The following is a 14,184-nucleotide window of genomic DNA, read 5'->3' on the forward strand; positions in this document are numbered from 1 at the left end:
CTTTCTTTTCAGTTTGAAAACTAGATACTGTATCAGCTTGCTGAATATTTTTAGCAGAATATTATTTTACCCTCCCCGAAAACAACAACTATTCAATTCAAAAAACCGGAATAAATAATTTTCCAAGTATCATCTTTTATTAATATCCAATAATAATTGCTATAGTTTGATAGAGGCTCCAATGATCCTGAAGAATATTTTGTTTTTATTTCTGAATTTATCACCAATGCATCCGACTGAGAATAAGTTTTATCTACCTCTAAAGTTGGCATGATTGTTTCGATCACTCTATTACAATCAGCAGAATCATATGTTAATGACACTATATCTGCAACTGATAATTCTTTGCGGGCAGTAGAAATCACTGTATCCATAGCCTCTTTTATTTCTTTCTTTGAATAATAATCGGATTCACCTATACTTTCTTCTACGCTGTTGTGCGTGCAGCTAGTTAAAAATAGGAACGTAAAAGAAAGGAGCACTATAAATGTGTTCTTCATAAAAGCGCCTCTTCTTTTCTGACTTATTTACTTTTTGTTCACCTAATCTTGAAGCAATGAACCGATGAGAAGTACATCACGCGTGGTTGGTGACTTCTTCTCTCCTCACAGACAGCGAGCGCGCTTTTTTTGCGCCACTTTATTCAATCTGCTCTATAGTCACTTCTCCCCATCCCATATAATTTGATAAGTGGCCATATCCCGCATACAAATTCAATCCTAAGGAAATGATGGTTAGTAAGTAAATCAATTTAAAATATGCATTATTTTTCTTATTTCTGATCCATACAAAAATACATACGATAATACCTACAGGAAAAATAAATGATGCCAACGCGGATAATCCTATCAACATAAGACTTTCATCTTTTTCTAAAGTATGACGTATAAGCCGAAGTTTCTGTCTCTTTTTTGAAATTTCATCTTTGTTTTCTTCTATTTGCTTTTTTAATTTTTCGTTCTCATCCAGAAGCTCTCCTATTGAGACTTCATAAAGTTGGCTCAACAAAACTAGATTGTCATAGTCTGGATAGCCTCTATCATTCTCCCATTTTGAGATAGATTGTCTGGACACATTCAATTGTTCTGCAACAAAAGTCTGTGAGTATCCTTTACTTACACGATGCGATTTTAGCTTTCCTCCAAGTTCCATCATTACAAACACCTGCCCACTATTTTACAACAAGTTTACCATTAGAGATTGTCGTCGTCACGTGAGCATTTGATGTGATGATACCGATTTTGTGTTTGAAGCTACACGTTGCTTTTTTAGTCGTATTAGTCAATGAACTTGATGTAATGCTCCCTTGATAAGCTGTTATATTCATATTCGTGGCTGCAGTGAACTGTTTATTGGCATTCACACTAACATTGTACGACACTAACCAATTCCCTTTGTTTTTCTTGGTTACTTTATAGGTTCCTTTACCTATTCTAGATACAGGTGAAACCTCCTCAATCATCAATTCAATTTCCTCGCCGGAATCATTCATGTAGGACAGTTGTTGGATACCTATACTAGATTCAAGATCGACTGTTAAAAACATATTTTCTTCTGCAAAACTTGTTATTGGAAACATAAAACTTCCAATCCCTACCAAAAGTAACGTAATAATTGTCTTCATTTTCTTCCCCCTTCTTTCGTTCATTATATGTATGTATATAGTTGTTCCTCAAGCGTCATACAGTTTACATGACGTAAACTTTCTGTTTACATCCTAGTTTAAAAGCGTTTATTTCGTTTTTTATCAGTTTTTTGGATTTGGATATATTACCTTCAACTCAAGTTCAGCGCTGCGTTCAGTATGATTGAATGGCAAAACGCACTACAAAAAAGATTCAGTTCTAAATAGTGTCAGCAATTAAAAAGACGCTTCGCAAAATGAATTGCGAAACGTCTGACAATATTGATATGAAAAAGATTACTGTTTTGAGAACGGATAACCGTAATTTTTAAGAGTCTCAATCCATAGGAATCCTTTTATATCAAGGATTTAGGGTATTCATGTTACTTGAGATTCGATAAAAAGGGATTTCTATAGACAGTATTTGAACCAGTTTGAACCACGGTAGATGGTAGTTGAATACAATTTCTGTTAGTAAAATTTGCCTTAAAAATCATTAATCGCATCAGTCATAATTTGTAAAAAGTGTTCTTTCTCCGGTGCTTCATCAACACAATAGAGTACCAATGAATTTCTTACATAATTAGCATGATCACGTAAAAGTTTTGAGTTCAACGGAAATCCTTTAGCATTTGCAAATAGACCGGCAAAGCGCATAACCGTTCGAGTATTTCCTTCTCTAAACGGATGAATTAACCATAGTCGAGCAATCAAGTCTGAGAACAACGGGATCATATCTTCCAAACTAATATTAGACCATTCTACTTGGTTCAGATCATCAATAATCGTTTCAATTTGAAGCTGAATTAATGAGGTTTCACCGTATGTTAACGACACACCACCCAGAACAGCTTCTTCTTTATAAATATCAATCGTCCTAATCCGACCTGCCCACTCATATAAATCACCAAAAATGTATTTATGAACTTCAAGAAATGTTTCGTAGTTGAGTAGCTTCTTTTCAAACCATGCATCAATATCTAACAATTTTAAATACGTGATATCCGCTTCAGCTTTTTCAAGAAGATTCTTATCCGTTATACCTAGCTTATTTTGCAAGACATCAGTCCTGAAATCAAGTAAGGATCAAGCATTTTTCAAACCTATTGCACGATATTTTTCAATAACCGTTTTTAAGGCATCCGCAATTTCCATGTTACCTGCCACATATTCCTCCACTAATTTCATAGTATCATCTGAAGGTTCAGCAGCATCTAAAGTTGAATAGCTCAATGCAACATTACGGAGCTTCTCACGCTCGATTTTAGTTGTATTTTTTATTGAGTATTTGTAATCAGACATACTTACCAACTCCTTTTAAACTGCTTAATGATGTTCATTATATCATGTTTTTACATTTTTTTATCGTAGCTACATTTTACATAGAGAAAAGTTAAAAAACATCATAATCAATCATATAAAGACTTTAGTTCGGGTTCTATCAAAAGTCTATGAGTACTAATACCTCGTTTAAGTACTACTAAATCTTATAACTCAATTTTATCAAGAACTAAATTAGAAAGTTGGTGAACTGCTGGCTTCTGCTTCACTTTAACTAAATAGCCTAAGTCCGTCAATTTAGTCAAATATTGATTCATTTTATATCTTGAATAGTTTTGAAAATTTGCTATTTCTGAATCTTCAAGATTTCTATCACTAGCAAATACATAATCTTGTAGATATCCATATAAGACATTGATCTCATCTTCAGATAGATTTTTAATCGTTTTAAGGTAGTTATCTAATACATTCATCTTAGCTGTAGCCTCTTCCAGCTGCTCAAGTGATGCCTTTTGTCCTTCAAGAATAATCTCCAAAATATCATCAAGTAAATGAGTAACTTCACCTTTATTGCGTGGATTTGAAACTTCAAGAAGTGACGCATAATATTTTTCTCTATTCTTGTTAATTGAGTTTGATATTGAAACACCAGTGAATAGGTCAAGCTTACGGGATAAATATGAAGACATTATGTATCTACCCAGTCTTCCATTTCCATCATAAAAAGGATGGATATATTCTAAATAATAGTGAGCTATAATACATTTTTCTAGATATGGATAGTCTTTTGAATTCATGAAAAAAACTAATTTTTCAAGATTATTAGTAATTTCCTGTTCATTTGCATCACCTATATGCGCAATACTATCATCCTTTTTCCTTTTTAACGATACTGGAGATTCTCTAAAAAATTTCCCATCAGGCCATTCAGAGATATCCTTTTCATCATCAAACAAAGAATCGTAAACACTTCTAAAATCTTTTGGTTCATTAATTGATAAATAGTTTCCTTCATCTAAAAGATTCATATACATGTTTACTATCCCTCGGAATCGTTTGTTAGATCTCGTCTTTTTTTCCCTACTTAGTATTGTTTCACTTATCTCAGTCTTTGAACTTTCGATTCCTTCCGTTTCATTTGTACTTTGAATCTCATCCGCGATATTAGATACAACTATATTGAATTGTGCAACACCGGGTAAATGAGCATTCAAATTCTTGAGTTTCTCAGAATTATATCTAATCTCTTCTTCCTTTTTTAATAATTTAGGAAGCGGAAGATAAAATAGTTCAAGTGTCTCATCGGATACACGTTCTCCCTTCAAGAAAGGATGAATTCGAATACTGGTCTTAATTGTTGTATAGGAATTAAATCTTTTTTCATATTCTTCCTCAATATCACCGTCATAAGACAAAATCCTTAATTTTTCGTACTTCAATCTATTTCCTCCGTTTTTTATTTTGAAAAAATTGCTTTTTTTAAAAATAGATGATATCATTTACTTATATTAAATCAAAAAATCGCAACCTTGTCAAAAAGTATACCACGATTCAAACTGATTTATATGCTTTGTTTGACAATAATCAGGAGGAAAAATGAATTATATCATTGATCAATTATTATCGAATATTATCAGCTTTGCGGTTGGTAGCATTTTAACCTACATTGTAGCAAACCGAAAAGATATCCGAACTCGCTTTAAAGTATGGCGCCTTGGCAACAAAAAGATAAGACTAAGTCTCTCTTATCTTTTTCAAATAAAAGATGACGGAAAATTCTTGTTAATTCACGGAAACCGAATCCAGCAATATCAGCCTATTGGTGGAGTGTACAAGTATTATGATACTTTTAACAACATCAAGCAAGTTTTGGAAGTGTCTGACGAATCAAATGAACATTTCTTTGAAGAGGCAGATCTTAGAATTGAAGCGCCTGCAAAGAATATTATGAAAGTTTTGGAATGGTTTAAGACTCGAAAAAACCGTGAAACCACAGTAACAAGGGAATTTATTGAAGAAATAATAGAGCCTGGACTCTTAGATATAGAGGATTTAAAAGAGGTAAGATTTGAATATGTAAATACAAAAGAAACTGGATTACGATACAGCCATTATTTCAAGATGGATGAATATCTTTCTTACGATGTGTATAGAGTTACTCTTCCAGAGAAACTCATGGAGAAACTAAAAAAAAATGCAGCATCCAGCAATAAGTTTTTTTGGGCTTCACAAAATGATATCGATACAGAAAATATCTATATTGACGGACAAGCAGTTAAAATCGGAGAACATGCAAAATACATTACTACCTGTTAGGAAGGAGAAAGAAATGAACCACATATCACACGAAACATTGACGCAAATCTATCAAGCACTAGCTAATTCGCTTAATGTATCTGATACAACAACTCAAGAAATAGTATCATCTTATGAGGCCGTAGGAAATTATCTTGGAAACTTAGAGGAAGATTTAGATATAAAAATTTTCCCACAAGGATCAATGGCTCTTGGAACAATGATTAAACCTTTAAGCTCCGACAAAAATGGCGAATATGATGTTGACCTAGTATGTCAATTAACAAACGGGAATAATCTTAGTGATGCAGAAGTAAAACAAATAGTTGGTAAACGATTGGAGGAAAGCTCAAGATATTTTCAAATGATGGATCCAGAAGGTAAACGTTGTTGGACTCTAAAATATGCTGACTTTCATATGGATGTCCTTCCTTGCACACCAAAATTGTCCGTTGAAACGTCTACAGCAATTAGGATCACCGAAAAGATAAAAGAAAACGTTTATGGGAACGGAATCAGCGATCCTAAGGGCTATCTCGACTGGTTTACGCGAAAAATGAGTCATGTCTATACTGAGGCTTTGCAAAACTATGCTGAGCTTAGAAAAGTGGAAGTCGAAAAAATTCGGTTGTATAACCTTAGAACCCCTCTTCAAATGGCTATTCAAATACTAAAACGCCATCGAGACATTATGTTCGAAGGTAAGAAGCATAGACCAGCTTCTATCATAATCAACACGCTTGCTGCTCGTGCATACAATGGTGAAAGCAATGTTTACGATGCCGTATGTAATATTATCGAAAACATGGAGAACTCTATTACTAAGAATGAGTATGGTGAACTTCAGGTATTGAATCCAACTTTACGACAAGAAAACTTCGCAGATCGTTGGGTTACAGAGCCGAAACGACAAGATGCATTTTTTAGTTGGTTGAAGAAGGCTAAAAAAGATATCATTGAAGACCCATTGAATTTCATTGATGGACTTGATTCATTAAAAAATCGAATGACTGAAAATTTTGGATCTCAAGTTATCCAAGATACTTTTGAAGAATATGGAAATACTATCCAAAATAATCGTATTAAAGGAAAGCTAGGCGTCAATCCGCAGGGGCACATAACAAGCGCAAAAAGCGCTTCAGTTGTACCTGTCAAAAATCACACATTTTTCGGGAGTGACTAATTTATGAAACGAAATTTTCTCACGAAAAAGTCTCTCCCACAGCATTATTTAGCAATAAAATCTGTTTTTCCTGAAGCCAAAATAAAATTTGGTAAAAAAAATATGACTATATACCTCTTGCTTCAGCCAACCGAACTATCAAGAAAGTATCAAACCGAATTTATTCTCGAAAAATTCGGAAAATGTGAAGTCTGGGTATATGGTGACTTAAAGAAATTAGATGATCCTAACTTTCCACATAAGTATGATATAGACAAAGAGAAGAAAAAAGTTCGAATTTGCTTATATCATCCTATCAAAGACGAATGGACATCTAAATTATGGTTAAAGGATACTCTTATTCCTTGGGCAATTGAATGGTTGCTTTTCTATGAATTGTGGCTCGCAACAGGAAAATGGTTGGGTGGCGGTGAACATCCCACATTACAAGACTCGCAAGAAAACTAATTAGAAAACAGTTTTATAATTTATCTACTCTAGGCAATCACCACGAAGGGTTTCGTCTCAAGCGAACCACCCTTCGTGGTGATTTTGCCTGTTGCATAGCGGCCGCGCCGCTATGCATGCCCCGTTCTAACAGAGAGCCACTAAAAAAAGCGCATGAAATGAACGGTTTTTCGTCATTTCATGCGCTTTTTTGTTAGAGACTTATGTCACAGCCCCATCCAACTTAATTTCTCAGTTGAATTTGTCTCCACCAACACTAAATGTCGAAGAGGCTAATTTCATTTATCAGTAACTCTTTATTTACATTATTTAGTATTTCACATCTGTTAGTAAAATAGTATTTTTTTGAATTATAATCAGATTAATGCAGACATGAGTTCCTGTTCAAGCGTTTTTATCAACCACGGAATACTTTCTGATAATTGTCTTAGTTTAAATATGAAAGAGATTTTCACTGCCTTGAAAGGTATGTTAAAAATACATTATATAACGAAAATCGAAAGAATCAAGGATATGCTTAAAAGAAAAGGCCAAAGAATGACTGTATCCCCAATCCCTCCATTTTTAAGCTGCACTTGCCATGGAATCAAACTAATATTCTTCGAAGTATAATTTTTAATCTGCTAAACCTAAGAGTTTTTTAGTACAATTATCTATATAAATACCCTTAAAATTGATTTTAGAATAAATATCAAAAACATAAGAACACATAATTTTCCTTGTAAAAAAAGTATTATTCTAAAAGTACATGTGAAAAATCATTAATAAAAGCCCAATTAATATAGTATTCCCAACCGATTATTAAGAGATCCTAACCTTTTGATAATGCATATTAATATTATATTAGTATTTTAAGATTTTAAATTCCATTACTATTCAAGAATTAGTTTAATTTGCGAAAGTTTAAACTAACTTAAAAATATTTTATTTTCTAATAAAATTATTCATTACATTTTTCATATTTAAATAGTACTCCCAAATCATTATCTTATCATCAGAATGAACATAGTATTCTTCTTTAAGTTCAAAATGCTCTTTAGAATGATCAACACCTTCCGTTGGAAGAATTAGGGCATTATACGTTTTATTTGCTAATTTTTTCAAAAATGTGTGATATGCTACTTGCTTATGATTTAACTCATAAATTTTTGAATAATACTTGGCATCAATAATAAATTGTATTTCATCATTGCGAAAGTAATGATCTGGCTCAATTCTATTTGCTGGATGAGCTTTATCAATATTAAAATTTTTTTTATTAAACTGAAAATTTCCGTTTTCTCCAAACATCATACCACCATCACCAAAACCCACAAAGAAGTCATTTAAATATTTTTCTACCATAGTCTCCCAGACCAATTCGAAATTATAATGCTTAACCGAAATACTCCCATTTTCTGGAACTTCCAAAAAAAAGTCAATTAAATCATGGACTAGTTTCTTATGAATATCTTTGAATAATTCTGTATAAATTCTCTTGAGTTTTCCCACTACGTAATCCCTATTTTCCCAGAAATCAAAATTGGATAAATGTTTACCTGGTGATTTTCCATGAACAAAGTATGGAAATTTCATCAAAGTATAGTTTATTGCAAATGCCATGCATCCACTCAAAAAGACTTGTTTTTCTTGAGTTTCTTTAATAAATAACGGCAAGTAAACCAAATTTCCATTGCTAATCACGTTGGTAGCTTTACGAATAGTATCTTTCCAAAAAATTTTGCCATTATATCCAGGCTTTGCAACAGTTTTTTTTTCCTGGTATAATCCGTACTGTTGAAAATATTGATAAATGGAATAAAATGCTTCGAAGGGAAAATTCGAATCAAATTCTTTAATATCTCTATTATATTTTCCTACATTTCTCACTTGTTCTTGTATTAACACATTAAATAGTAATTCTACATCTTCATTAGATAGCATTTTCAAATCGTCAATATCACTATAATGCTTCGGCAAAGACACTAAAATTTCGTTTTTTTGAATAATAAAACCCACAAAGTCTAGGACTTCTCCTTTTTTTGCATATGAGAATCGTAGATTTCTAGCATAGTTCCGCAATTGAAATTTATCTATTAGTTCTGATTCAATTAAACTGCCATCCAATCGGAATATTATTTTAGGTTTCTCCATAAACATTCCTCCACGCTTTTTTACCTAACCTAAACTGTATCAATACCTTCTGGAGAAGTAGTCATCTCTTTATCTTGTAATGTTGATACTCGAATTTTTAACACAGACACAGATAAATCCAAATTATCATTTTTAATTATCAATAGTGGATAAACCTTAGTTTATACTAAATTTAAATTGATAAAATTGGAAAGTGAGTTTCTTATATAATTTATTGCATTTAAATCCTATCCCTATATATATTCATCTACTAAAAATAGACATGTATTTTCATTTCAAATGATATCAACATTTTCAGTATCTAAAGAAGTTAAAAACTCATCCACAAATATAGCTTCTCCTTCAGCGAATGCATCATATAAATCAGAATAGCTCGTTATACTACCAAACAACTTTTTTTTAAACGAGACTTGATGCAAATCATCCCAAAGATATTGAAGTAGCTTATTTTGTAATTGTTCTTGATTTGATTTACTATCTCCTACAAATTTAATGAAAAATTGCCCAACCTGTTTATCTTCACCTAATCCCATATCCCTAGTGATATAATGATTTAACTTTTGATAAAAATCCCACCATTTAATCGAAGTATTCTTATCAATCATAATTGTAGGGTTATTAAGCTCTTCTCCATTTTCTCCTCTAACAGGTTTAGTAGAAATGTATTTCCACTCAAATCGACGTTTAAATGCTGTATCCATTACAAAAACATTTTGATCATTTGTGTTTACTGTCCCAAGGATAAACAAATTTCTAGGCAGATATATTTTTCTGTTTAAGATCTCATATTCTGTAGAATTCGCATGATATACACTCTGAGCAATTACTGAATTCGAAATACTATATTCAGATTTCCCTTGTTCACGGTCAAGCAATTGAAATAGATCGCCAAAAACCGCAGCAACATTTGCACGTGATAATTCTTCTAAGACAAGGAAAACTGGCTTATTAACACTCTCAAAAGCAAGTGCTCTTTCGAGCGCACGAGTAAACACACCTGGTACAAAATCATATCTTATACTTTCTCCCTCAACATTTGGCATCACCTGTCCTACAAAATCACTATAAGTATATTCTGGATGCAATGTTGTACGAAATACAAACTGCGCATCTATGTTATCTTCACATTCAAAATCTTCATAATATTTTTTTATTTCTTTTGTGACATTAAATGACTTGCCTGTTCCTGGTGCGCCATAATAGATAACATTCTTACCAACAATATTTTCACACTCATCTGTCTTTTCACTATTGGAGGGAGTTATAGATGTAAGATTAACGATAGTTGCTTTTGCGCGATTCATGTTAAATTCTACAACATCAGATAATCCTGCATCTACCCCGTCTTGAGCTTTGATAATATAAGCTTCATATTCAACTTTTTGTTTCACTTTTAAAATAACCAAAAAATCTTTTTCAAAAAAAAGTTTTCTAAATCTAAAAAATACATCGTCTGAAGTTGATGTATTTCCTAATTCAATTTGTGGAGATGTTCCTGGTCTACTTAATTTCACTGATCCATTAGCGATTTCTTTTCCATTTTGAAATTTAAAATCTACCACACTTGGGTCAGCATATTTTATATTCCTCTCATCTAATACAACTGGAACTTGAAGAACATAAAAAGACTTCATCCCTTGTTCTTCCATCTCTGTGTAATGATAAATATCAACATAAGGAAAAAAGTCTTGGCTATTCTTCCCACTTAATGCAATGTGTGTCTGCTTTGAAGAAGTTTCCCTATTACTTGGGAGCAAGTTTGTTGATGCTAAGGGCTTTACTAACAAAGCATCATACTCTTTTGTTAAATTAATACCCGATGTCGCCAATAAAGAATTATTGATTTTGATTAATTCACTTTCAAACATCGAAAATTTCTCCTTATTTAAAATTTAATACATCCATTTTATCATGAATTGATACTTTTTATGATGGTATATTTAAATAAAGCAAAGAACATAACAAGATATTCTTTAAAACATAAACACGAATAAATATTTAACCCCTAGAAATAACTTAGACGATTTAAATCAATGAATAAATGATGAATGGTTTGATTTACTAGCATAAATTGCCCCCAGGATTTTTAATTTAATTATTATCAAATGTCTATAGTCAGAAAGATTGAATCAATAGCACACAATATTAGAGCACAAGTCCAACTTTTAAAAGCCTACTAAACAACTTATTTATTCGATAAAAATAACATCCAGCTAATCAATATACTTAACTAGATATTACTTTTATTTTCAGTTATTTTATATCTCTACCAGTCCTAAATTTTATCGATACATCGTCGTTTATAAAAAATTCTTTATCTTATTTGCAAAGACTCGTGCCATCATTGGCGGAACACTATTTCCTATTTGCTGATATGTTTTTGTATATGGACCCAAAAAAAAGTAATCATCTGGATACGATTGAACTCGGGCAGCTTCTCTCGGTGTAAGTCCTCGAGCTTGAAAGGGATGAATATACATATTACAATCAAATTTCATATGTGCTGTAATTGTTTTACATGGTAAATCTGGCAATAATTTAAAATACTTATCTTTAAACACATGATTTCGACTTATGTAAGGCATAATATCAGCTATGCGTGGACTATCAGATTTATCACCAGGAAACATTCTACCAAAAATTTCTATATCGCGATCATTATTATATCGAGCTTTATGGTTAAATATCAAATTTATCACTTTACCGTTATTAATAAGTGTTACGTATTCGTTCTCAACCTTTTTATTTTTTAATGATATTTTATAACCAGAAATATCGTTTTCAGAATCAGTTGAATTTTTGTCTCTTAACGCTTCTAGCTTTTGCAACGAACCAATAGCATCCATAAGTCCCTGTTCAATTGGACTATAGCTATCTCGTATCGATTGAATAATATCTTCTGCTGACGTTTGGAATTTTTCTCTAATATCCTCACGAATTCCAATATAAATCAATCGTTCTCTATTTTGAGGAATACCAAAATGACGCGCGTTAAAAACATCAAAAGAAATATCATATCCTATCGGAACATTTTTATTAAAATCTTCAACAACTTGATGTGCAACACTCTTCATTCCTTTTACATTCTCCATGATAAAAAACTTAGGCAGCAAATTTTTCACACTTTCAACATAATACTTGTAGAGAATATTCCTAGGATCGTCAATGATTCGCTGCCGATTTGCCATTGAAAATCCTTGACATGGCGGACCTCCTGCGATCACATCTACATCTTCTGGAATATAGCTACGCACATTATGGGCAATATCTTCTATTCCTCCCATTGTAATTCTGTTTCCATCAATTTCCGGATGATTAAACAAATAGGTACGTAAAGCTGCTTTTTCAATATCATTTGCAAATACTACTCGAAAATTTTCTTGAGTTAATCCTAAACTTAAGCCACCTGCTCCGCAAAATAAATCTACTAGCGTTGGTTTATCACTTTCATTTTCGATACTAACCCTCAAATCACGTGAAAGTTTATGGAATTTAGATATCTCAGGATACTTCAACAAGTCTTCACGAATAACATCATTAATTGATATTAATAGTTTATCCATTAGAGAACTTCCTAAATATTTTTTTAACAAATCTAATTCTGTAGTTACATTGATAATTCCAAAATCTATCAGCATATTAATGGTACTCTGACTTCCATTCGAATCTTTAATATCGGAATTTTTTAATAATGTTACTGTAACAATTAGATTTTCAACCATTTCTATAAACTCTTTTTTGGTTAAAAAGTTGCGGTCAAAAACATTGTTAGATAATTTGATAATAGCATTATCTGTTACTACTGTCATATTAATCTCCTTGTCCTAAATATTCTACTATACTTTTAGCAATACAATCCGATACATTAACTGAAACAGCATTACCAAATTGCCGGTAGGACTGTGTATCCGATACAACATATTTCCAATTATTAGGAAACCCTTGTAATTTACGACATTCATTTGGAGTTAATCTACGAACTGCAGAAATTGGTCTTTCATCTGTATCAGAAAATTTTTTTCTATTAATAAAATCTTCAAAATAATTATCTTGATTTGCTCTATGCATTTTATGCATTGTAGCAGTCAAAGGTTTTGCAACTGATAAGTTAATCTCTGATTTTGATTTATAATTACCACTACCATTCGACATTATCGTAGGTAAGATTTTATAGGACAGAAAATACTTTTTATCTACATCCTTATCAAGTAAATCAAATGTTGTCACATCCAAGGGATAACCTTGAGGTAGCTTATAATTTAAAGTTGAGTCTCCAAATATTTCCTTTAAAAAACCAACCATAAAAATTCTTCTGCGGTTTTGCGGCAAACCGAAATCAGCAGTATTTAAGATATCATAGTGCATTTGATAACCTAATCTATGTTCTAAAATTTCTAACATTTTTTTTAAAGTTTCTCCGTTATTATGGGTACGAAGGTTCCGAACATTTTCTAATACAATAATCTTTGGTTTATGTTTCGTCAATATTTGTTCTATTGTAAAGAATAAAGTTCCACGCTCATCATCAAACCCCTTTTGTTTACCCATCATACTGAAAGGCTGACATGGAAATCCAGCTAACAAAACATCATGATCTGGAATTTCATCTAAGTGTTCATTAATATCCCCATAAATAATGTTGTCATCAACATTCGCTCGATAAGTCTTTACAGCATCTTTATCAAAATCGTTAGCCCAAATAACATCGAAACCATTACTAATAAATCCTAAATCCATTCCACCGATACCGGAAAAAAGACTAACAGTTTTTAGTTTCTCCATATTCATTCTCCTCACCGATATACTCTACAACATCTTCTATATTACAATCCAATTTATCGCATAATCTACCTAGTATCTCCATACTTACTGGTTTATCTTTACTCAACCTAGCTAAAGTTGCTGAAGTGATACCGGTATGATCGCGCAAAGTTGTTTTGTTCATTTTACGTTCAAAAGCTAGTTTCCATAGTGGATCATAAGTAAATTTCATGACAGTCTCCATTTTCGCTTTTCTGAAATAAAATTCTACAAAAGTAGAATTTTCAATAGTACTACAATACCATTATTTAAAGATTCCCTCAAGATATTTATACCGATATAGAGCACCACATTTCAAATCACTAAATTTATAATAGTTGCTCTTCTACTGGATCTAAATAATACAAGACAGAATGTTGCAAAAAAAATTTTTCATGAGTTAAAAAATAAACTTTTAAAC

14 protein-coding genes are annotated in these 14,184 nt (G+C 32.0%); 3 read left to right on the top strand and 11 right to left on the bottom strand.

The genetic code is table 11. The features are described from left to right. Positions 1–92 precede the first annotated feature (92 nt). The 6 genes from IGI41_RS14180 to IGI41_RS14205 form a co-directional block, all read right to left on the bottom strand. The gene (locus tag IGI41_RS14180; RefSeq protein ID WP_430610431.1) at positions 93–500 is read right to left on the bottom strand and encodes a hypothetical protein; all 408 of its coding nucleotides are present in this window, start codon (positions 498–500) and stop codon (positions 93–95) included. Positions 501–639: 139 nt separating this feature from the next. Next, positions 640–1,152 (bottom strand): helix-turn-helix domain-containing protein, encoded by a 513-nt coding sequence (locus IGI41_RS14185; protein ID WP_430610432.1) that lies wholly within the window; start codon positions 1,150–1,152, stop codon positions 640–642. A gap of 19 nt (positions 1,153–1,171) precedes the next feature. Continuing rightward, the gene (locus IGI41_RS14190; protein WP_430610433.1) at positions 1,172–1,624 is read right to left on the bottom strand and encodes a DUF5626 family protein; all 453 of its coding nucleotides are present in this window, start codon (positions 1,622–1,624) and stop codon (positions 1,172–1,174) included. 486 nt (positions 1,625–2,110) lie between these two features. Next, positions 2,111–2,683, bottom strand: coding sequence for a Fic/DOC family protein (locus tag IGI41_RS14195; RefSeq protein ID WP_430610435.1), 573 nt, complete (start codon positions 2,681–2,683; stop codon positions 2,111–2,113). A 27-nt stretch (positions 2,684–2,710) separates the two neighbouring features. Then, positions 2,711–2,926: a hypothetical protein gene (locus IGI41_RS14200; protein WP_430610436.1), complete on the bottom strand. Its 216-nt coding sequence runs from the start codon at positions 2,924–2,926 to the stop codon at positions 2,711–2,713. 185 nt (positions 2,927–3,111) lie between these two features. Next, entirely contained in the window at positions 3,112–4,344 is a 1,233-nt protein-coding gene (locus tag IGI41_RS14205; protein WP_430610437.1) for a Fic family protein, read from the bottom strand. Positions 4,345–4,501: 157 nt separating this feature from the next. Between IGI41_RS14205 and IGI41_RS14210 the strand changes: the two genes are divergently transcribed. The 3 genes from IGI41_RS14210 to IGI41_RS14220 are packed head-to-tail and all read left to right on the top strand — an operon-like array spanning position 4,502 to position 6,830. Continuing rightward, the gene (locus IGI41_RS14210; protein ID WP_430610438.1) at positions 4,502–5,221 is read left to right on the top strand and encodes a hypothetical protein; all 720 of its coding nucleotides are present in this window, start codon (positions 4,502–4,504) and stop codon (positions 5,219–5,221) included. Beyond that, positions 5,196–6,383 (top strand): nucleotidyltransferase domain-containing protein, encoded by a 1,188-nt coding sequence (locus IGI41_RS14215; protein ID WP_430610439.1) that lies wholly within the window; start codon positions 5,196–5,198, stop codon positions 6,381–6,383. The genes IGI41_RS14210 and IGI41_RS14215 overlap by 26 nt, the downstream gene beginning before the upstream one ends. Before the next feature lie 3 nt (positions 6,384–6,386). Continuing rightward, positions 6,387–6,830: a hypothetical protein gene (locus IGI41_RS14220; protein WP_430610440.1), complete on the top strand. Its 444-nt coding sequence runs from the start codon at positions 6,387–6,389 to the stop codon at positions 6,828–6,830. A gap of 924 nt (positions 6,831–7,754) precedes the next feature. Here the strand turns inward: IGI41_RS14220 and IGI41_RS14225 are convergent. The 5 genes from IGI41_RS14225 to IGI41_RS14245 form a co-directional block, all read right to left on the bottom strand. Next, the gene (locus IGI41_RS14225; RefSeq protein WP_430610441.1) at positions 7,755–8,963 is read right to left on the bottom strand and encodes a hypothetical protein; all 1,209 of its coding nucleotides are present in this window, start codon (positions 8,961–8,963) and stop codon (positions 7,755–7,757) included. Positions 8,964–9,238: 275 nt separating this feature from the next. Continuing rightward, positions 9,239–10,831 (bottom strand): AAA family ATPase, encoded by a 1,593-nt coding sequence (locus IGI41_RS14230; protein WP_430610442.1) that lies wholly within the window; start codon positions 10,829–10,831, stop codon positions 9,239–9,241. A gap of 432 nt (positions 10,832–11,263) precedes the next feature. Further along, positions 11,264–12,772, bottom strand: a complete 1,509-nt coding sequence (locus IGI41_RS14235; RefSeq protein WP_430610443.1) for a DNA cytosine methyltransferase — start codon at positions 12,770–12,772, stop codon at positions 11,264–11,266. Position 12,773: 1 nt separating this feature from the next. Next, on the bottom strand, positions 12,774–13,745 hold the full coding sequence (locus IGI41_RS14240) for a DNA cytosine methyltransferase (RefSeq protein WP_430610444.1): 972 nt from the start codon (positions 13,743–13,745) through the stop codon (positions 12,774–12,776). Continuing rightward, a complete protein-coding gene (locus IGI41_RS14245) occupies positions 13,723–13,956 on the bottom strand; it encodes a helix-turn-helix domain-containing protein (RefSeq protein ID WP_430610445.1) in 234 nt (77 codons plus the stop codon). Before IGI41_RS14245 ends, IGI41_RS14240 begins: the two co-directional genes overlap by 23 nt. Positions 13,957–14,184 lie beyond the last annotated feature (228 nt).

It is taken from the genome of Enterococcus sp. DIV0876 (assembly GCF_050529585.1).
GTDB lineage: Bacteria > Bacillota > Bacilli > Lactobacillales > Enterococcaceae > Enterococcus_D.

Excerpts from the sequence above, each read along its gene's own strand:
- IGI41_RS14185 (WP_430610432.1), bottom strand. The coding sequence starts at position 1,152 with ATGGAACTTGGAGGAAAGCTAAAATCGCATCGTGTAAGTAAAGGATAC.
- IGI41_RS14200 (WP_430610436.1), bottom strand. The coding sequence starts at position 2,926 with ATGTCTGATTACAAATACTCAATAAAAAATACAACTAAAATCGAGCGT.
- IGI41_RS14220 (WP_430610440.1), top strand. The coding sequence starts at position 6,387 with ATGAAACGAAATTTTCTCACGAAAAAGTCTCTCCCACAGCATTATTTA.
- IGI41_RS14210 (WP_430610438.1), top strand. The coding sequence starts at position 4,502 with ATGAATTATATCATTGATCAATTATTATCGAATATTATCAGCTTTGCG.
- IGI41_RS14225 (WP_430610441.1), bottom strand. The coding sequence starts at position 8,963 with ATGGAGAAACCTAAAATAATATTCCGATTGGATGGCAGTTTAATTGAA.
- IGI41_RS14240 (WP_430610444.1), bottom strand. The coding sequence starts at position 13,745 with ATGGAGAAACTAAAAACTGTTAGTCTTTTTTCCGGTATCGGTGGAATG.
- IGI41_RS14245 (WP_430610445.1), bottom strand. The coding sequence starts at position 13,956 with ATGAAATTTACTTATGATCCACTATGGAAACTAGCTTTTGAACGTAAA.
- IGI41_RS14215 (WP_430610439.1), top strand. The coding sequence starts at position 5,196 with ATGCAAAATACATTACTACCTGTTAGGAAGGAGAAAGAAATGAACCAC.
- IGI41_RS14190 (WP_430610433.1), bottom strand. The coding sequence starts at position 1,624 with ATGAAGACAATTATTACGTTACTTTTGGTAGGGATTGGAAGTTTTATG.
- IGI41_RS14230 (WP_430610442.1), bottom strand. The coding sequence starts at position 10,831 with ATGTTTGAAAGTGAATTAATCAAAATCAATAATTCTTTATTGGCGACA.
- IGI41_RS14235 (WP_430610443.1), bottom strand. The coding sequence starts at position 12,772 with ATGACAGTAGTAACAGATAATGCTATTATCAAATTATCTAACAATGTT.
- IGI41_RS14180 (WP_430610431.1), bottom strand. The coding sequence starts at position 500 with ATGAAGAACACATTTATAGTGCTCCTTTCTTTTACGTTCCTATTTTTA.